Below are 19,659 nucleotides of genomic sequence, written 5' to 3' on the forward strand. Positions count from 1 at the left end.
CGTTTGGCGAGCGCGTGACGCACCTCCCGCTGCGCAATCAGACACGCAACGTTGCTAAAGCCTTGTTCAGTTCACGCCGAGCAGGGACTTCGGCTCCATGAAGGCTTCCAGTCCGAACGTGCCATATTCGCGTCCGATACCCGATTGCTTGAATCCGCCGAATGGCGCGGCCGGTTCATGGGCCAATGTGTTGACCATCACGCGTCCTGCGTCGAGACGGGCGGCGACCGCGCGAGCACGCGCTGTGTCGGCTGAAAGCACGTACGCTTGCAAGCCGTAGCTCGTGTCGTTGGCAATGGCGATCGCTTCGTCGGTGTCGCGATACGCGATGATCGATAGCACGGGCCCAAAAATCTCCTCGCGGGCAATCGTCATGGTGTTGTTGACGCCGCTAAACACGGTGGGCCGCACGAACCAGCCGCTCTGCAAACCGTCCGGGCGGCCTTCTCCGCCGGCGATCAGTCTGGCGCCTTCGTCGATGCCGATTCGGATATAGCGCTGAACGCGTTCCCATTGCTTGGCGCTGACCATCGGGCCGATCTGCGTAACAGGGTCACGCGGATCGCCGGCTTGTACGCGGGCCACTTCATCGCGTATGCGCGCTTCAAACTCCGCGAGGCGGCTTTGCGGCACCAGAATGCGCGTGCCGGCGATGCACGCCTGGCCGCTATTCATGAAGCCGGCCTGAAGCGCCAACGGCACCGCTTCGGCGAAATCGGCGTCGTCGAGTATGACCATCGGCGATTTGCCGCCCAATTCCAACGTGACGCGCTTCAATGTCTCGGCACCGGTGCGCAGAATCGTCTTGCCGACAGCCGTCGAGCCCGTGAAAGAAATCTTCGCCACGTCCGGATGCGCGCTGATTTCCGCACCGACGGTCTCGCCGCGGCCCGTCACGATATTGAAGACGCCCGCCGGTAAACCCGCTTCGTGCAATGCCTCGGTGACGATCTGCGTCTGGATCGCGCTCATCTCGCTCGGCTTGATGACGGCCGTGCAGCCCGCTGCAATCGCCGCCGCCAGTTTCCCGCAGATAAAACCGCCATTGCTATTCCACGGCGTGATCAGACCGGCGACGCCGAGCGGTTGCATGACGACGTCGGCGGTGCCGGCGCGTCGCGTGAAATCATAGGTCCGCAAGACCTTGATGACCTCCGCCAGCACGTCGGCCGCGTGTTTGGCCATCCAGCGCGCGCGTGACACCGGCGCGCCGTATTCATCGACGATCGCTTCGAAGAGGTCGTCTTCTCTCGCTTGAACGGCGTCGTGCATACGCTGGAGCAGCGCGATCCGTTCTTCTTTGCTGGTGCGGGAAAAGGCCGGGAAGGCGCGTTTGGCGGCAGCGATCGCGCGACGAGCGTCTTCCGCGTCGGCCAGACGCACCTTGCCGATTACCGTTTCCTTAGCCGGGTTGTGAAGATCGAACCACTCCTCGCCGTGCGGCGTCACGAACGCGCCGTCGATATAAACCTTGTCGATTTGCTGCATGAAAGCTCCTACCTGGAAGTTATCTTGCCTCGAAGATAGGCTCAATGGATTAGGCTGACTAGCCATATAATCAAGGATGATTCGTTGAGCAAGATGGGATAATGAAAACACCTGGTTTGAGCGAACTGGAAGGGGTGCTGGCCGTGGCACGCCACCGCAGCTTCCGCGCGGCGGCGACGGAACTCAGCGTGTCGACGTCGGCGCTCAGTCATGCTATTGCGGCGTTGGAGGCGCGCATCGGCGTGCGGCTTTTCAACCGCACGACGCGCAGCGTGTCGCTTTCAGAAGCGGGCGCGCAATTCGTCGACAGCGTGGCGCCCGCTTTATCGACCATACGCGTGGCGATCGAGCAGGCCGGCAGCTATCGCGACACACCGGCGGGCACGCTGCGCATCAACTCATCGGCAGGTGCGGCGCGGCAAGTGATGCCTTTCCTGCTTGAATACCTGCGCCGCTATCCGGAGATGAAGCTGGATCTCGTCACCGAGGGTCGCATGATCGACATTGTGGTGGAGGGCTTTGACGCCGGCATTCGCCTAGCCGATTCCGTGCCGCAGGACATGATCGCCGTGCCATTCAACCAGCCGCAGCGCTTTGCAGTAGTTGGGAGTCCGGCTTATTTCGCCGATCATCCGAAGCCGCGCATGCCAGACGATTTGCGAGCGCACCGCTGTATCCGGCTGCGTATGCCGAGCGGACGCATTTATCACTGGGAGTTCGAGCGACGGGGCGAAGCGATCAGTGTGGACGTGCAGGGCATGCTGACGCTCGATGAACCGTCGCTGATAATGGAGGCGGCCCGCGAGGGCTTCGGGTTGGCGTATATGACCGAATGGAACGTGGCCGCGGACCTGGAAGCGGGCACGTTGCAGCGCGTGCTGGAGGATTGGACGCCGCCGTTCGACGGGCTGTGTCTTTATTATCCGGGGCGACGTCATGTGCCGGCGGGATTGAGGGCGTTGATTGAGATGATTCGGGGGAGTGGGGGAAGCTAGCGGGCGTTCAAAGGTTGCTCGCATGTGTATTCGACGCGTCATGAAACAGCGCCCGATCATTAGCAAAAATACGCCACTTCTCGGCATGCTCCGCCGTTCTTTCCAGTTGCACTGCAGCGTGCCGCCACGCGACGAATAACATTAAATGAACTGACGTACGGCACGCGCCCGCCCGTTCCGCCAGCGCCGCACAGATCGACTGAACCGCTGGCTTTCAGTCCCCCACCCACTCTTCCGTCTTATTACTGTTCCGACGAAACAAACTCCCGCGCCTGGCCGCGCTTTCACAGCTTCCCCGCCACCGTGCAAGCTGATCGAGTCATACGATGCTAAAGCGCAGAACCTTTCTGCTAGGCGGCGCCGGCGCGCTCGGTGCGTTGCTGGTCGGCTGGTCGGTGCTGCCGCCGGGGCAACGCCTGACTGCCTCCATGCCGTTGCCGGCGGAAGGCAACCAGGCCGCACTCAACGGCTGGGTCAAAATCGCCGCCGACAACACCGTCACGATCATGATGTGCAAAGCGGAAATGGGGCAGGGTATCCACACCGGCCTCGCCATGCTGCTGGCCGAAGAACTCGACGCCGACTGGTCACAGGTTCGTGTCGAAAATTCGCCGATCGACAGGATCTACAACAGCGTGCAGAACATCGTCGACGACCTGCCGTTTCGTCCGGACGACGACAGCACGGTCAAGCGCGCCACGGTCTGGATGACCCGCAAGCTGGTGCGCGACGCCGGCACGATGATGACGGGCGGCTCATCGAGCATCAACGATCTGTGGACACCGATGCGTGAAGCCGGCGCCTCGGCGCGCGCGATGCTGATCGGCGCGGCGGCCGCGCAATGGAAAGTGCCACCCGGTGAATGCCGTACGGAAAGTGGCTACGTCCTGCATGCGTCAGGCGGACACAAGGCGAGCTTCGGCGAACTGTCCACGCTGGCCGCACGGCAACCGCTGCCCCGCAAGGTCGCGCTGAAAGATCCGGCCGACTTCAAGCTAATCGGCAAACCGATGCGGCGTATCGAAGCCGCATCGAAAATCAACGGCACCGCGCGCTTCGGCATTGATGCGCTACCCGATGGTCTTCTTTACGCGAGCGTGGTGATGTGCCCCACGCTGGGCGGCACGGTGGCGCATTTCGACGCCACATCTGCGAAGAACATGCCGGGTTTCATCAAGGCCTTCGCGCTAGCGCCCTACGCGGGCGGCGGTGGCGGCGTCGCGGTTATCGCTGACAACGCATTTCGCGCGATGAACGCAGTGAGCGCCATCAATGTGACGTGGCAAGACGGCCCGGCGGCCACGCTGTCGAGCGCCGACGTGGACACCCGCCTCGCGCAGGCACTGGACGACAGCGACGGCCACGCCTACTACGATCGCGGCGACGTCGACGCCGCATTGAGCCGCGCGGCGCGAATTCTCAGCGCCGAGTACCACGCTCCGTACCTCGCGCATGGTTCGGTCGAGCCGGTGAATTGCACGGTGCAGGTCGCGGACGGCGCGGCCACCGTTTGGGTCTCGACGCAGATGCCGGCCCTCGCGCGGCAGCACGTCGCCAAAGTGCTGAACATCGACGCCGACAAGGTCGACGTGCAAGCACAACTGCTTGGCGGTGCATTCGGGCGACGTCTCGAACTCGATTTCATCGCGCAAGCCGCGGCGATTGCGCGGGAGGGCGGTGGCCGTCCAGTGCAAACAATCTGGTCGCGTGCGCAGGATTTCACCCACGATTTCTATCGGCCGGCGTGCGTGTCGCGCCTGAAGGCCGGTTTCGACAAAGACGGCAAGCTGGTCGCGTGGCACGCCACGTCCGCGAGTCAGGCGATCGTGCCGGAAGCGCTCGCGCGTTACTACGGTGTGCCGCGCATGCCGATCGACAAGACCACGTGCGAGGGAGCGTTCGATCAGCCTTACGAATGGCCCGCTGCACGCGTGGCGCACAAGATCGTCGAATTGCCGGTGCCGGTTGGATTCTGGCGATCGGTCGGCCATTCGCATCAGGCGTTTTTCACCGAGGGTTTTACCGACGAACTGGCCGTCGCCGCCGGTCAGGACCCGATTGCGTTTCGCGCGTCGCTGCTCGTGCAGCATCCGCGCCATCTGGCGGTGTTAAGGCGCGTTGAAGCTCTATCGGATTGGGGGCATCCCATGTCGCATGCCGCCGACGGCACCAGGCGGGCACGCGGCGTTGCGCTGCACGAAGCGTTCGGCAGCGTCGTCGCGCAAGTGGCGGAAGTATCGGTCGGCACGAACAAGCAGATTCGCGTGCATCGGGTGGTCTGTGTGATCGACTGCGGACTGCCGGTGAATCCCAACCTGATTCGTCAGCAGATCGAGAGCGGTATCGTGTTCGGCCTTTCGACTGCGTTGCAGGACGAAATCACCATCGAAGGCGGCGTGGTGACGCAGAAGAACTTCGTCGATTTCCCCGTTGTGCGGATGAACGATTGTCCGGTGATCGAAACCGACATCATGCCGAGCGGGATGCACCCGCAGGGCGTCGGCGAACTGGGCGTGCCGCCGGTCGCGCCGGCGGTAGCCAACGCGGTGTTCGCGCTGACCGGCCAGCGCTTGCGCGCGCTGCCGTTGAGGCTCGCGTGAAAAGCATCGGATTGACGGAGACAAGCATGGGATCGCTCAACATCAACGGCCGCGCGGTGGCCGTGCAAGCCGAACCGGATATGCCCCTCCTGTGGGTGCTGCGCTGCGACCTCGGCATGACCGGCACCAAGTTCGGCTGCGGCGTGGGCATTTGTGGCGCGTGCACGATTCATCTGGACGGCAAGGCGAGCCTCGCCTGCCAGACGCCAATGTCGAGCTTGCACTCACAAAAGATCACGACCATCGAAGGCGTGCAGGGTGCCGAAGCGCAGGCGCTCAAAGCAGCGTGGATCGATCTCGACGTGGTGCAGTGCGGCTATTGCCAAAGCGCGCAGCTCATGGCCGCCTGTGCGCTGCTCAAGCAGAAGCCCAATCCCACTGACGCGGACATCGACGCGGCGATGTCCAACATTGTGTGCCGTTGCGGCACGTATCCGAGGGTGCGGGCCGCGATTCATCAGGCGGCCGTGAAGCGGCGGCCCGCTTAGGCGCGGAGCCCGGGTGGGCTGGTCGCGAGCCAGTCGGGCTCAGTTCGCCAGCATCTCCACGACCGCGACGACTACCGTAAAGACGCCGATACAGCCGCCCAATGTGGCTGCGCCTTGCATGAAATTCGACATACGTGACCTCGTGACGTGGGGTTGAGGCTCGTATTTAACCTGAATTGAAAGGTAAAAGAAAGCTTATCAATAATAGAGATTTACCCGGACGTGACAGGCACAGATGGCGGACGTAAGTCGGCGTCACGGGAGTCGATCGAAGCCTCAGTCAGGGCGTTTTTGTGGCCGCCGTCGGCTCGGCTTTGGCCGGTGGTGTCATGGCAGCAGGCGTTGCAGCGTTAGACACCGCTGCGCCAGGCGCCGTCGGCACGTCAGTCTCCCACCCGCCGCCGAGCGCGAGGAACAGATTGACCTGATCGATCGCCACCTGACCTTCCGCGGCTGCCACTTGAGACTTCGTCGAAGTCAGCGTGCGAGTCGCATCCAGATCCGAAATGAACGACTCGCGTCCGGCGCGATACAGGCGATGTGTTTCATCCGCCGACTCCGTCGCCGACTTCAACGCGGCACGTAATGCGTCAGCGCGGGCGTAGTCGGACGCATAGGTCGCGAGACTGGTTTCAGTTTCGCGCAACGCGGTCAGCACTACGCCGTCGAATTTTGCCAGCGCGACGTTGCTGGACGCTTCCGCTTCGCGCACACGGCCACGCGCGCCGTTCGTTGGAAAGGTCCAGCTAATCAGCGGGCCGAAGCCCCAGCGCGCGGTCGGCGACGTGCCGAGGTCTTCCAGAATCCCGGTCAAACCCGCCGAGGCACCGATGCTCACGGTCGGATACAACGCGCCCGTTGCGACACCGATGCGCGCCGTCGAAGCCGCCAGTTGACGCTCGGCCTCGCGCACGTCCGGACGGCGTTTGAGTAGCGCGGCGCCGTCACCGACTGGAATCGGCTGACGGATTTCCGGCAGCCGGCTGCAGGCCAGCACGGCCGGCGGCAAATCGGAGGGCGCGCGTGCGAGCAGCGCCGCAAGCCGGTATTGCGCGATCTGGCGGCGCGCCGTGTAGCGGGGGATATCCGCCGCCAGCGTATCGACCTGGGTCTGGCCGCGCGTGACATCGGTCTGATTGCCGCGGCCCGCGTCGCGCAAGCGTCGTGACACGTCAACGCGTTCCTTCTGCAATGCCAGGGACTGCTGCGCGATTCTGAGTTCATCGGCGGCCGAGCATTGCTCGACGTAAGAGCGCACCACATCCGCAACCACGGTGATCCGCGCAAGATCGCCGGCCGCCCGCACGGCTTCCGTATCCGCCGACGCCGCTTCGACACCACGCCGCAGCTTGCCGAACAGATCGATTTCGTACGAGATGCTGATACCGATGTCGCCTTCGTTAGCGACCGGAAGTTTGTTGAAGAGCAGATACTGCTCGGCCGATTCCTGCGCCCGCTCGACGACTGCCGACGTCTTGCCGGAGAAGCCGCCTTGCGCCTGCGCGACGCCCAGTGCTTCACGCGAACGCGCGAGGTTCGCCGCCGCGACGCGCAGGTCGGTATTCGATTGCAGCGCTTCGTCGACGAGGCTGTTCAGCACCGGATCGTCGTAGAGCTTCCACCAGACCGTGGGCACGTTCTGCCGCGTGGTCAGCCTGGCGTCGGCGCCTTCGATCGGCGCATTGGCGAGCGGGGCGTTGACCAGCGCCTGCTTCGGCAACGCGTAATTGGGACCGACGTTCATGCAGCCGTTGAGCGCGACGGCTAACGGCAAAAGCGGCAAGAGCGGCAGCAGTGGCAATAAGGGCAGGGCGCGCGGCAGCTTCATTGCGACGCGCCCGACATGAGGGCAGCAGATGCCGGCTGCGCAGCGGAAGCAGCGGACGTAGACGAAGACATAGCCGGAGCCGACGATGCATCCACCGCGCCTGAAGCACCTGCAGCCGGACGCGGCTTGCCGGTCGGCGACAGATCGCGCACCGACACCGTCGCCGTGCGTCCGGCGATCATGCGAAAGTCGGCGGGGACCTCGTCGAGTGCAACGCGCACGGGAATCCGTTGCGCGAGCCGCACCCAGCTGAAGGCCGGGTTCACGTTCGGCAGCAGGTTTGACCCTTGCGTCCGGTCGCGATCTTCAATCCCCGCGACGATGCTTTGCACGTGCCCGCGCAACACCTTCGGCTCGCCCATCACCTGAATATCGACCCGCTGGCCGATGTCGATGCCACGCATCTTGGTTTCTTCGAAATAACCGTCGACCCGGAACGAATGCATATCCACGACCGACAGCACCGCGCGGCCCGCCGAGACGAACTCGCCGGTACGTGGCGCGCGGTCGTTCAGATAACCGTCGACCGGACTCAAGATCGTGGTGCGCTGCAGATTGAGCCTGGCGGTATCGATCGCGACGTTCGCATCGGCGAGCGCGGCTCCCGCCGTTTCGACGCGCGAGCGGCTTTCTTCGGCGACTTCCGCTGCGACGAGGTTGCCGAGTTTGCGATTGCGCGCATCTTCGCGGCGCGCCTGATCGAGGGTCGCCCGACGTTGCTGCGCGGTGGCCTGCGCCTGGCGCAGTGCGAGCGCATAGCGGGCCTGGTCGATCACGAACAGCACCTGGCCTTGCTTGACCTGCTGGTTGTCGGCCACCTCGACCGATGAGATCAGCCCCGAGATATCCGGCGCGACCTGGATCACGTCGGCGCGCACGTGGCCGTCACGGGTCCACGGTGCGAACATGTAATAGGCGACCAGTTTCCACAGCACGAAGGCGGCCACCACGACGACGATCAGGGTCAGCAGGATTTGACCGACGGAGAACCAGGTTTTTTTCACGTTATTAGTCTGTGCGAAACAACGACGACAAGGCCCAGCACCAGCACATAGATGCCGAGATCGAAGATGGAACGGTGCCAGACGAAGCGGTAAAAACCGACACGCGCGAGCACCGTGCGGATGGCCTGATTGATCAGATAGGCGACAAACATCAGCACGAGCACGGCCGGCACGAATACGCCGAAGATATCGATTTCACCGATCATCGCGGGAACTGGGAAAGAGGTGGATCGGGTTGCAAGACGGGCACATCAGGCGGCGGCCTCCGGTTCAGGCGGCGTTGGCGTGACTAGCGTGGCCGGAAACAGCGAAAGACGCAAGCCGACCAGCGCGTGCAATGCCTCGCGCAAATGGCGCGCCGAGGTTTGCGAGGTCGGGCTCGGCGCCCCGGCGTTGGCGAGCCCTTGTGCCGTCACGCGTGCCACGGCTGCGTCGATCGACGACATCAGGCTATTGGGCACCGGTTGGCGCGCGCGCTGGTCGATGCACGTTTCGAAGTATTGGCGCACGTCGTCGAGGACATGATCGATCGCGGCCGGCGCTTCGCCGCCGAGCCTGGCGGTAAGGCGGCGCAGATCGAGCGCGTTGAAGGCGATGCGCAGATCGCGGAAGCTCTCGATCGACGGATGACGATGGTCGTCTGTCGCGGCAAGGCGCGGGATCAGCTGCATCAGCCGGTCGAGCATGCGCGCGGCGAGATTGCGCGGGTCTTCGATTGTTCGCGTGGAGGCGGTCAGCGCCACGTCGGCCCAGCTCGAACGCAACAGCCGGGAAGCCGCGAGTTCAGCGCCGAATGGCCGCGTCGCACGGGTCCATAGGTACGCATAAAGCAAGCCTGCGAGGCCCGCGAGATTGCTGTTCAGGAAGATCAGGAAGTCGGCCGAGTAGGCGTCCTGAATGCTGATGAAGGTGGCGGTATTGACGGCCACGAGCACGGTCACCATGTTGAACTGCGGACGCGGGATCATTGTGCCGACGAGGATGAACGGCGCGGCGAACAGGACGACCAGCATCGGGAAATCATGCACGTGCGGCAGGACAGCGAACAGATAGATGCCGGCGGCCACCACGCTGACCGCCGTGGCGACGAAGAACTTGAACACCAGGGGCGCGGGTTCGTCGAGCGCCGCAAAGAAGCAGCAGGCGACCGCCGCCAGTGTCACTGCATTGGCGCCGTCCGCCCAGCCTGAGCCGATCCACAAACTGCACGCGAGGACAACTGCGGCACCTGCTGAAACCGTCGAAAACAGCATGATGCCGCGGTCGAAGAAACGCTCGGTGCCGCCTAGCCGCCAATGGCGAAAGCGCGGCCGCCACGAACCTTCTTCGCGCGTGATGATGATGCGCAGCGAGCGGCAGTCCTGCCAGACATCGATCACCTGTTTCATACGCCATAACGCGTTCGAAAGCAGCGCGCCGTCCCAGCTCGCCAGCGCGGCCGGCGGCGGCTGCATGGCGGCGATGCGCTCGCGCAATGCGTTGGCCTCCGGGTCGGGGTGATAGCCCTCGCTGACTGCTGGAAGTGGCGCATTGAACCACTTGATGACGTCGTTGAGCAACGCTTCGAGACCCTCTGGCCAGGTCTGACGGCCGCTGTTGTAGAGGGCGATGAGTGGATCGGCCAGCGCCGACATCATGGGCAGCAGCAACTGCATGCGACCGCGCAACTCGTGGGCACGGGCCAGAATGTCCGGCCGGGTGTGGTCGTAGGTAAGCTGGCTCAACAGCAGTTCCAGCCCGTTGATCGTGGCCGCGATCCGCTGGCGGGCCCCCGAGATCGCCGCGCCCGCAATGCGCCCGGACAGCGTTTCGGTCGCATAGAACGCGGCGTCGCGAAACCACGCGTCGGTCCGCTCGATGATGGTGGGCGCGAGCCGGCTGGGAAACAGCGAACTGCCGACGATGCTCGCGCATACGATGCCTAGCAAGATCTCTTCGGTGCGGCTGATCGCGAGATCGAACACGCCGCCTGGATTGGTCACCGAGGGGAGGGCGATGATCGGCATGGTGTAGGCCGCCAGCATGAACACGTAGCTGCGCGCGGTGCGGTCAGCCACCGCCAGATACAGCAGCGTGCCGGTCCACAATGCGACGACCACGCTGAACAGATACGGCGATTCGACGAACGGCGGCACCAGCAGCACCGCGGCCGACGCGCCGAGCGCGGTGCCGAGCGCACGATAAAGCGCCTTGGAGCGGGTCGCGCCGACAAACGGATTCGATACGATATAGACGGTGGCCATCGCCCAGTACGGTCGCGGCAGTTCGAGCGAGAGGCCGATGTAGAGGGCGATCATCGCCGCGGCGAACGTCTTGACGGAGAACAGCCAGTCGCGGATGGAGGGATAGACCATAAACCCTTACTCGGAATCCCCGGCGTTGTTCGGCGCCGGTGCGTCCGCGGTGAACGCGGCCAGTACCCGCAAGGTCGCTTCGAGATCGCTGCGCGAGATGCCTTTCAAAGCTTGCGCCCGCAACGTATTGAGCTCTTCTTCCATTTTCGCGGTGACGGCGCGGCCTTCATCGGTGAGCACCACGGTCTTGGCGCGCCGATCCTCGGGATCTTCGTCGCGGCGCATCAGGCCGGCCGCGCACAGTTGATCGAGCAGCCGCACGAGCGAGGGCCCTTCAATACCGATGTGATCGGCCAGCGTAACCTGCCGCACCGCTTCGCCAATCCGGCTGGCGGTGAGTAGCGGCGTGGCGCACGCTTCGGAGACGTTAAAGGCCGCGAGCACGCCATGGCTCGTACGCCGCCATTTTCTGGCAGCGACGACCAGCGTGCTGCTGACAGTGCGGCGCAAGGTATCGAGATTCGACATGGCCGATATTGTATTTCCAAAATATTCGTTAGCAAACTATTGAATTGTGAGTTTTGTGCGGATGGCCTTTGCGACAGCCTGCTGCCGCAATGTGACAACTCTACTAAGATCATCGTGCATTGCACCGTTTGCGGAACGGTTTGCCGGGCAATTGATGCATTTGCGATGACAGATAGCGCTCGCCGGGCATGGTCTGGAGGTCGACATTCAGGCTGTCGATGGCGACGGATTTAACGATGCCCCGCGTTCAAGACTGTGCACGGTGACCAGGAGCAAGCCGCATGGCATTCAATCTTTCACGACGTCTGGCGATGAAGTACGCGGCAGCAGGCGCTGCCATGCTGGCCTTGCTCACGCAACCGGCATTCGCGGTGCCTGCCCACGAGTCCCATCTGAAACCGGTAGCGACGATCTCGGATACTCGGTTCGCGATCGACACGCCGCAAGGTCGCGCTGAATTCCCGCTATATCTGTCGAAGGATTGGAACGTCGCGCAACCGCAGGTGACGCGAGCGGTAATCGTGATCCACGGCAAGTTGCGCAATGCGGACGTCTACTTCCGCACTGCGCAGAATGCACGCGACGCCGCTCACGCGGATGCCGACAGCACGCTCCTGATCGCGCCGCAATTCCTCGCCACGCTCGACACGCGCGTGCATGATGAACCGGCCGATCTGCTGCGCTGGACCGGCGACGCATGGATGGGCGGCGAAGCGGCGCGGGCACCGCTGCCCATCAGTTCGTACGCGGTGCTGGACGCAATCGTTGCGCGCCTCGCGGATCGCAAGCTGTTTCCGAATCTGCGGCACGTTGTGTTTGCAGGGCATTCGGGCGGCGGACAGGTGGTGCAGCGTTACGCTGTGGCGGCGCGTTCCATTGCCGTGTTGACCAAAGAGGGTATCGACGTGCGCTACGTGGTGGCGAGCCCGTCGACGTATGCGTATTTCGATGCGCAACGGCCGAATGCGCAAGGTGTAGCCGCGCCGTTCGATGCCGCGCAGTGCGCCGGCTTCAATCAATGGAAATACGGCATGGACAATCGGCCGCCGTACCTTGATGACCGCTCGCCCGCGCAACTCGAAGCGATTTATGCGTCGCGCCGGATCGACTACCTCGTCGGCGGCGCGGACGACGATCCGCAGCAAAGCGCGCTCGATAGAAGCTGCGCCGCGGAAGCGCAAGGTCCACAGCGTGTCGCGCGCGCTGAAGCGTATTACCGGTATATCCAGGCGCGTCATCCGGAAGGGCTGAAGCAGAGCTTTCATATCGTGCCGGGTGTGGGTCACGACGGCGCGCGCATGCTGACATCGGTCTGTGCGCTGTCGGCGATGTTCGACACCCAGGGGTGCGAGCAATGAGCGGGGCGCGGCTCCTCGCGAGCGGCAGTCATCTCTTCTGCCTTTTTTGTGACGCCGGCCACCATGTCCAACCGCGTCGCGAGCGTCGCAACTCGACCATTGAGAGCGGCGCAATCTCGATGCGAGAGAACACGTCTGGCGACGCCCCGAGCGCATGAACGATGGCGGCCCTGATTAACGGCGCATGCGTGACGGCGACCACATTTTGCGTATTGCGCGGTACGCCGGTCGCTTTTGCGCTCTGCGTTCGGCTTTGTGCCTCGTTTGTTTCATCGCTTGATGCGCTGTCCATTGCGCGATGCGATACGCCGCTTATCGCATCGTCTAGTGCATCGAGCCATTGTCCTACCCGCGTCACGAGTTGACTGAATGACTCGCCACCGTGCGCGGCAGCGTCGGGGTTGTGCGTCCAGGTGGCGAGGTCTTGCGGCGCTTCGACGGCGAGATCGGCGAGCCGGCGGCCATGCCATCGGCCGTAGTTCATATCCGCCAATCCCTCGTGGACCGTTGCAGCGAAGCCCAAGGCCGACGCCGTCTCACGCGCGCAAACCGCAGGGCTGACGAAAACCGCTGCGTCGTCTGGAATCGACAGACGCGCACGCGCGGCGCCTGCTTCGGCGAGGCCGCGTGCGTCGAGCGGATCGTCGGCGGGGAAGCGGGCCGCCCGCATCGCCGCGGTCGATGCGTGGCTGATCAGTAACAGCCGTGTGTCCATTCAGTTGTTTTCCATAAAGGCCGGACTGAAGCAGGATGCATGCGGCCATGCTGTGCCTTGCCGGGAGGCAAAGTTTAGCGCGTAGAATAGCGACACTGCGAAGCACGGAAGCCGGTGAGAGCCCGGCGCGGTCGCGCCACTGTAATCGGCATTTGCAAGCCGAAAGCCAGACCTGAGCTTTGTATCATCCCTCTTCAATCGACTATCGGGGCGCGTTACCCCCAGGAGATGTCCATTATGACCAACGCTGTTTTCGATTCCGCGACGCAGCCTGTCGCCCAACCCACGCCGATTCCGCTGCGTGAACTGCTGCCCTGGATCGTGTTCGGCGGCTTGCTGTTGTTGCTCGCGCTGTATTTCGTGGGTGCGGAACAGGGTGCCACGTCGCTGGTGCCTGGCATGTATGTGCACGAATTCGTGCACGACGGCCGCCATCTGCTCGGCTTTCCCTGCCACTAACGGAGTCGAACATGGTTGGTAAATTGTTGGTACGCGGGATGCTTGCAGGCATCGCCGCGGGGTTGCTCACGTTCGGCTTCGCCAAATTGGTGGGTGAGCCGCAAGTTGATCAGGCGATTTCCTTCGAGGAAAAGGCCGATGCCGCCAAAGGCGACGCGCCCGAACCCGAACTGGTGAGTCGCGGCACGCAAGCGGGCCTGGGGTTGTTGACGGGTGTGGTCACGTACGGTGCGGCGTTCGGTGGGCTGTTCTCATTGGTGTTCGCGTATGCATATGGCCGCGTCGGCGTGTTGAGTGCGCGGGCATTGTCCGCATGGCTCGCGCTTGGCGCGTTTATTGCGCTGGTGATCGTCCCGAACATCAAGTATCCGGCGAATCCACCCTCGGTGGGCGACCCCGAGACGATCGGGATGCGGACCGGCTTGTTCTTCCTGATGATCGCGATCTCGATAGCTGCGATGGTGTTTTCGCTGAAGGTGCGGCGTCGCGCGGCGCTGAAGCTGGGCGCTTGGAATGGGTCGATTGTGGCCGGGGTGGTGTTTGTCGGGATCATTGCTGCTGTGCAGTTGTCGATGCCGGCGATCAACGAAGTGCCGGCGGCCTTCCCGGCGGTGCTGTTGTGGAAGTTCCGCGTCGCGGCAATCGGGATGCAGGTGATTATGTGGACGACCATTGGGCTGCTGTTCGGCGCTATGGTTGAGCGGAGCAAGCTGCTGGCTTCCGCGGAACGTGGTGTGGCGAAGTCTGCTTATCTTTGATGTGAGAGGTGAGGCGGCGAAGGTTGCCGCGATGCCTTTTACTTTTTGGCGCGTGAGGCGTGACCGTTCATGCGGTCACGCCGACGTGCAGCGCAACAGAAGCTAAATACATCAAGTACTTGGCGCGCTTGCCAGAAGGTTATCCACAGGCTTGCGAACAAAAACTGGGGATAACTTTCGGCCGCCCTTTGGGCGGCTAGCCAGTGAGGTTTGGCCCGGTTTTTGATGGGGCTGATTTTTTTGAAATCGCACTTGGTATTGCGATTAGTCTCGTAGCGCTTTCTCGCGCTACTCATCTCCCTTTCGGGCGACGCTCTACGCGGCCCTTCTCTTCCCTTCCAGCCTGCCTTGGTTTGGGTGCCAACGTCCAATTACTTCACGTACGGGTATCCAGCGTCTGACGTTCCAGTTTTTTCACTGCGACGCATTGATGACTGACGAACTCTTTCGTAGATCCGTACGGATTGCGTAGGGAGGGTGACGGTAACGTTTGTACAGACACAAGGAAAATGTAATTTTAGGAATTGTCGGATAGCGACGATGGAATGCTCCTTATAGGGTGCTTGGGCTTCAAACAAGTACAACCAATAAGGATGACTATGAAAAACAAAAGACTGAAGGAGGGACCAGCGGGTATGGCTGCTCGCCTGCTTGCCGCATTCATGCTGCTACTGATCGCGTTCGGCGCAAACGCAGCTGACTGCAACGCGGTGTGGACAGCAACCGGAGCAAAACCGGGCTCGCCTACCTGCCGGTGGGACGCATACGCCGGTGTACCCGGCGGCATTCAATACTACAACTGCGTCAGTTTTCCGCTTATCGACGCGTGGTGCGCGACGCCAACTACGGAAGAACCAGAAGCGAGCTGTCCCGTCGCTGATCCGGTGTACCCGGGCAATGGTGCTGTCACTCTGACTGATGCGGACTTCGTCAGCGGCGACGACATTCCGATGCAGTTCACACGGACCTACCGATTCAGGTCACTGGGCAATTCCACCACGGCGATGGGACCGGTCTGGTTCCACAGCTGGCAGCGCAATCTGGGGCTCGCGAATGCCAACAGCGGAAGCGCGTCCAAAGTGCTTGCGTATCGCGAGAACGGTGAACCTGTCACATTCAACTGGTCGGCGGGCACCTGGCGTACTAGCGGCTTTACCGGCCTTGCACTGGTACAGAACGGCTCCGGATGGACGCTGACCGATCTCAAGACCGATACCGTCGAATCGTATTCGGCTCAAGGCGCGCTGCTTTCGGAGAGCCTGAAGACTGGATTTGTCCGAACGCTGACCTATGGTGGCTCAGGGCTGCTGACCACGATCACGCAACATGCAGCAGGCACGGACGCGAACAACGACATCACGCTTCGCCTCGACTATGACGACAAGAACCGTCTATCTCGCCTGAACGACCCCTTGGGCCGCATGACGCAGTACGGGTATGACACGAATGGCAATCTCGTTTCGGTCACCTGGCCTGATGGCAATGCGCGCCGCTATGTCTACGACGACCTACGTTTCAAGAGTGCGCTGACTGGCGAGATCGATGAGGCGGGTAACCGCGTTGCGACGTGGAGCTACGACTCTCAGGGGCGTGCGGTGGCAGTCAGCCACCCCAATGCCGTGCAAAACGCGCAGTTCGCCTATAACACCGGCTCGACCGTTATCACTAGTCGCAACGGTGCGACCACGCTGAATATGTCGTCGATTGGCGGGCTGCTGCGGCCTACGGGGACCACCTCTGCTGCGGGCAATAGCAGCTCGACTTGGGACGCGTCGGGCAATCTCCTGAAAGACGCAGACGCAAGCGGCGGCACGACAGAGTACAGCTACGACGACACTGGACGGCCAGTTCGGGCGACAGTGAAAAATGCGTCCGGTACGTCGATATCCACGATCCGCTACGCCGACGCGACAAGTCTGCGTCCGTCGATGATCTCGTCACCGAAGCTGATGCAATCCTTCGTATACGACGCAAACGGTAATACGACGGGCGTCAGCGAGATACCGACTACCGACCCGACCGGCGCCAGCGCCTTCGACGCGGGAAGGGCGGATGGCGTGACGATCGCGTACGGGATGACCTATGACGCATTTAACCGGCTCGCGTTCGTTCAGCAGATGGCGGACGGAAAGGTCGCCGGACAATGGAAAGTCACGCGCGACGCAACGGCTAACGCCTTTGCGATCATTGCGCTAGGCGAGCTTCCGCAAGCGACGGAAATGATCTCGCGTGATGCGGCTCACCGTGTTTTGTACGGCTATAACCCGACTGGCGACTTCTATCTTCGTTACGACCGGCGCGCCCGCATTGACCTCTTCAAGTTCAATGAGTATGCGAGTCCTGCAAACGGCGGCATCCGACGCGTGTTCAAGGTCCGGTTCGGCTATTCACCAGATGGCCAGGTCGTGTCGCGTACGGGCACGGTTGCGAAGGACGGCAGCGTTCTTGATCTGAATGACGGCACGGACATCGCGATTTCGAGCGAAGAAATCAACCAGTGGATTGATAACTATAACTACGGCGACTCACCGGTAGGGCCGCCCGCCAACCTCCAGGGCGCGCGTCGGTTGCTGGGCGATAACTTCCTGGGCACGTCGACCGTATGTAGCGGATGCCATTTCTCGGCAGGACTGTTTGACGGTGCTGTGCGCGGTATCGTGATTGTCTACCGGCTTTTGCAGAACCCGGTAGTCCGGTATGGCATCGGGCAGGGCGCACGGAAGGTCTCTGAAAACTGGGAGCGCATCAAGGAGATGTGCAAGCCCGCCGCGGAGATGGAGGTCGATGGGATTCCGCCGGGGCGCACTACTTCAGAATGGTCAGACGCAACAGAAGGATTCAGCGTCCGAAACATCGAGACGGACGTAACGAAAGCTGAGTTCGAGGCAAATCTGCGCAATGAGGGTTGGGCGCAGACGCTAAGCAAGGACGGCAAAACCGATATTTTCAAAAAAGGCGATCTCAAATACACAGTGCGAGAGGAGTCGAGGTCTGGTGGTCCCACGGCCGAATACTTTCCCACTGGTGCAGACAAGGCCACGGTTAAAATTCGATTGGACAAACCTCAAGGTGGTAAGTAATGAGCCGACTAGATTACATCCACGATCTGGAGTCGTTCACGACGCTGCGGGATCGCGCGAATGCGGGCATTCAGCTGCTTGCAAGCAAGCAACGCGATGAGTTGCTCTATTTCGATCCGATCGATATCGCGACGCAAAAGTTCTTCGACCTTGTACAGACGTTGCTGGCGTTCGAGGGCGGGAGCGACTTCGCGACATTGATCCTGAAGCCAGATCCGTTGAACTACTTTCACTATCACTTTGGCAAATATCCGGGCTTTGTTCACGGCCGAGAAAACACCGACGAAGAGTTCTTCCACTTCATGATGCAAGACCCGGGGGGGAGTCCGGCCGATGCGCTTGGAGTGAATCATGAACACTATGTGCTATTGCCGATTGATGGTGACTGGATCGCTTTTGGTGACAGGTCATGGGAGGTGGGTGTGTTCTATGGCCCCCCTGACATCATGGAATGCGCGAGGAATTTTTACCCGTTTTTCATCACCCCTCCGAATGGCTTCCGGATTGAGCTGTAATCGATGACTTCGAATTTGTTGACTAGGTACGGCTGAAGGAGGCTGCCACCCGGTACGGAAAGGGCGCAACTGGTCGCGCCTTTTCCGTCTACCCAGCAAGCGTCCCATTCAAGTGTGTGAAAATTCCGGCAAGTGCCCGTGCCGTTAAGGACGGCGACGCTAGTTCCGCCTCCATCGCGGGTGCAGATCAGGCGAAGGTTAAGGTCCGACCGGATAGGCGGTGAGGCAATTGGATGACGCCGACAATCTGGCGTAGTTCGCTAGGCGCTTCCCCGCGCTGTGCATGCTGAGGACCCTCGAAAGGTATCGAGCGAGAGGGTATTGATGGCTATTGATCCACCCCGTTCCGTAGTTCTGAACTACGACCAGGACGGTCCTGCTGTAGGGGGACGAAAGTTTCCCTGCGCCGCAGCATGTGGGGAAACGTGGCGGAATGGATGGGTGAGGGACCGTGGGGAATGCAATTTTCCCCATGAGTCGTCCGCAAAGCGTTATGAGGCGGGGCATCGTGCCACAGGGGACGGATTGTTCTCAGACTAGTCAACATTTTCTGTGGGCAAGACCACAAGGCCAACGGACCCAAACCCCATCGCCGTCTACGCGAGACCGATGCATACCGCATTGAACTCAATCAACTCGCGTCGTGAAAAATCACCCCAAGCGTGTGCCGGTGGCCCGACCGCAGGCGGCTCACGCCATGTCGCAGATTCACCCGATACACGCCGCGCGTGCCCTTCACCGGTCGGTGATGAACCGCAAACACCACCGCGTCGCCCTTGCCAAGCGGCACGACTTCCGTGCGCGATTGCATCCGCGGACGCTGCTCCGTCATGACGAATTCCCCGCCCGTGAAATCCTTGCCTGGCTCGGACAGCAGAATTGCGACCTGAAGCGGGAAGACGTGCTCGCCGTATAGATCCTGATGCAGGCAGTTGTAGTCGTCGGTGGCGTATTGAAGCATCAGGGGCGTTGGGCGCGTCTGACCGGCGGCGTGGCAGCGCTCGATGAATTCGTCGTGCGCGGCGGGATAGCGGACATCGATATTCATCACCTCGTTCCAGCGATTCGCGACTGGCGCGAGGCGCGGGTAGAGTTTCGTGCGCAAATCACCAACCAGATGCGGCAGCGGATACGCAAAGTATTTGTACTCACCACGGCCGAAACCATGCCGCGCCATCACGACGCGGCTGCGATACAGATCGTCGCTCGGATAGAGTGCGGTCAACGCGTCGCATTCCCGCGCAGTGAGCAGATTGCGCAGCATTGCGCAGCCATATCCGTTCAGCTCTTCTTCGACATCGAACCAGTCGATCGCGTCGACACGCTGCGTTAGCGAATCGGAGGCAGTGCCTGACTCCAATACCCTCGCGTGTTTCGGATTGGGCTCGAACCCCAGGTCCAATTCGGGCGACTGCGAGTGCGGGTCCTTCGCGACCGTATTCATGAGCATTCTCCGTAAGGCGATTCATCGAGTGATGACTGAGTGTAAGGACGCAACTAAGGCCATGCACTCCGACTCTTGCTCTTCAATTCCCGTATTGTTATGGCC

16 protein-coding genes are annotated in these 19,659 nt (G+C 61.8%); 8 read left to right on the forward strand and 8 right to left on the reverse strand.

All coding sequences use genetic code 11. From position 1 onward, the window contains the following. Positions 1-66: 66 nt before the first annotated feature. The gene (locus KHO23_RS31800) at positions 67-1,488 is read right to left on the reverse strand and encodes an aldehyde dehydrogenase family protein (RefSeq protein ID WP_211616619.1); all 1,422 of its coding nucleotides are present in this window, start codon (positions 1,486-1,488) and stop codon (positions 67-69) included. 101 nt (positions 1,489-1,589) lie between these two features. Here KHO23_RS31800 and KHO23_RS31805 point away from each other — a divergent pair, with 101 nt between their 5' ends. The 3 genes from KHO23_RS31805 (at position 1,590) to KHO23_RS31815 (ending at position 5,571) form a co-directional block, all read left to right on the forward strand. Continuing rightward, positions 1,590-2,483: a LysR family transcriptional regulator gene (locus tag KHO23_RS31805; protein ID WP_211616621.1), complete on the forward strand. Its 894-nt coding sequence runs from the start codon at positions 1,590-1,592 to the stop codon at positions 2,481-2,483. A 326-nt stretch (positions 2,484-2,809) separates the two neighbouring features. Continuing rightward, positions 2,810-5,083 carry a xanthine dehydrogenase family protein molybdopterin-binding subunit gene (locus KHO23_RS31810; protein WP_211616623.1) on the forward strand — a complete coding sequence of 758 codons (2,274 nt, stop codon included), beginning with the start codon at positions 2,810-2,812 and terminating at the stop codon, positions 5,081-5,083. Between the two features lie 26 nt (positions 5,084-5,109). Further along, a complete protein-coding gene (locus KHO23_RS31815; RefSeq protein ID WP_211616625.1) occupies positions 5,110-5,571 on the forward strand; it encodes a (2Fe-2S)-binding protein in 462 nt (153 codons plus the stop codon). A 280-nt stretch (positions 5,572-5,851) separates the two neighbouring features. On the opposite strand, the gene KHO23_RS31820 is transcribed toward KHO23_RS31815, so the two are convergent. The 5 genes from KHO23_RS31820 to KHO23_RS31840 are packed head-to-tail and all read right to left on the reverse strand — an operon-like array spanning position 5,852 to position 11,225. Next, positions 5,852-7,399 (reverse strand): efflux transporter outer membrane subunit, encoded by a 1,548-nt coding sequence (locus KHO23_RS31820; protein WP_211616627.1) that lies wholly within the window; start codon positions 7,397-7,399, stop codon positions 5,852-5,854. Continuing rightward, positions 7,396-8,403 (reverse strand): efflux RND transporter periplasmic adaptor subunit, encoded by a 1,008-nt coding sequence (locus tag KHO23_RS31825; protein WP_211616629.1) that lies wholly within the window; start codon positions 8,401-8,403, stop codon positions 7,396-7,398. Before KHO23_RS31825 ends, KHO23_RS31820 begins: the two co-directional genes overlap by 4 nt. Beyond that, positions 8,400-8,609 carry a DUF1656 domain-containing protein gene (locus tag KHO23_RS31830; protein WP_211616631.1) on the reverse strand — a complete coding sequence of 70 codons (210 nt, stop codon included), beginning with the start codon at positions 8,607-8,609 and terminating at the stop codon, positions 8,400-8,402. The genes KHO23_RS31825 and KHO23_RS31830 overlap by 4 nt, the downstream gene beginning before the upstream one ends. A gap of 45 nt (positions 8,610-8,654) precedes the next feature. Further along, the gene (locus KHO23_RS31835) at positions 8,655-10,757 is read right to left on the reverse strand and encodes an FUSC family protein (RefSeq protein WP_211616633.1); all 2,103 of its coding nucleotides are present in this window, start codon (positions 10,755-10,757) and stop codon (positions 8,655-8,657) included. Between the two features lie 6 nt (positions 10,758-10,763). Beyond that, positions 10,764-11,225: a MarR family winged helix-turn-helix transcriptional regulator gene (locus KHO23_RS31840; RefSeq protein WP_211616636.1), complete on the reverse strand. Its 462-nt coding sequence runs from the start codon at positions 11,223-11,225 to the stop codon at positions 10,764-10,766. A gap of 281 nt (positions 11,226-11,506) precedes the next feature. On the opposite strand from KHO23_RS31840, the gene KHO23_RS31845 reads away from it, so the two are divergent. Continuing rightward, complete coding sequence (locus KHO23_RS31845) at positions 11,507-12,583, forward strand: alpha/beta hydrolase (RefSeq protein WP_211616638.1); 1,077 nt, start codon at positions 11,507-11,509, stop codon at positions 12,581-12,583. 28 nt (positions 12,584-12,611) lie between these two features. Here KHO23_RS31845 and KHO23_RS31850 read toward each other — a convergent pair whose 3' ends face one another. Continuing rightward, positions 12,612-13,298 carry a histidine phosphatase family protein gene (locus tag KHO23_RS31850; protein WP_211616640.1) on the reverse strand — a complete coding sequence of 229 codons (687 nt, stop codon included), beginning with the start codon at positions 13,296-13,298 and terminating at the stop codon, positions 12,612-12,614. A 237-nt stretch (positions 13,299-13,535) separates the two neighbouring features. Here KHO23_RS31850 and KHO23_RS31855 point away from each other — a divergent pair, with 237 nt between their 5' ends. The 4 genes from KHO23_RS31855 (at position 13,536) to KHO23_RS31870 (ending at position 18,110) form a co-directional block, all read left to right on the forward strand. Next, positions 13,536-13,757, forward strand: coding sequence for a CbtB domain-containing protein (locus tag KHO23_RS31855; RefSeq protein ID WP_211616642.1), 222 nt, complete (start codon positions 13,536-13,538; stop codon positions 13,755-13,757). 11 nt (positions 13,758-13,768) lie between these two features. After that, on the forward strand, positions 13,769-14,515 hold the full coding sequence (locus KHO23_RS31860; protein ID WP_211616644.1) for a CbtA family protein: 747 nt from the start codon (positions 13,769-13,771) through the stop codon (positions 14,513-14,515). A gap of 635 nt (positions 14,516-15,150) precedes the next feature. Then, positions 15,151-17,595, forward strand: coding sequence for a DUF6531 domain-containing protein (locus tag KHO23_RS31865; protein ID WP_236067072.1), 2,445 nt, complete (start codon positions 15,151-15,153; stop codon positions 17,593-17,595). Beyond that, complete coding sequence (locus tag KHO23_RS31870) at positions 17,595-18,110, forward strand: hypothetical protein (protein ID WP_211616646.1); 516 nt, start codon at positions 17,595-17,597, stop codon at positions 18,108-18,110. Before KHO23_RS31865 ends, KHO23_RS31870 begins: the two co-directional genes overlap by 1 nt. A 631-nt stretch (positions 18,111-18,741) precedes the next feature. Here KHO23_RS31870 and KHO23_RS31875 read toward each other — a convergent pair. Next, positions 18,742-19,554: a 2OG-Fe(II) oxygenase gene (locus KHO23_RS31875; RefSeq protein ID WP_211616648.1), complete on the reverse strand. Its 813-nt coding sequence runs from the start codon at positions 19,552-19,554 to the stop codon at positions 18,742-18,744. Between the last annotated feature and the right edge of the window lie 105 nt (positions 19,555-19,659).

This window comes from Paraburkholderia haematera (genome assembly GCF_905220975.1).
In the GTDB taxonomy this organism is placed as follows: Bacteria; Pseudomonadota; Gammaproteobacteria; order Burkholderiales; family Burkholderiaceae; genus Paraburkholderia; species Paraburkholderia haematera.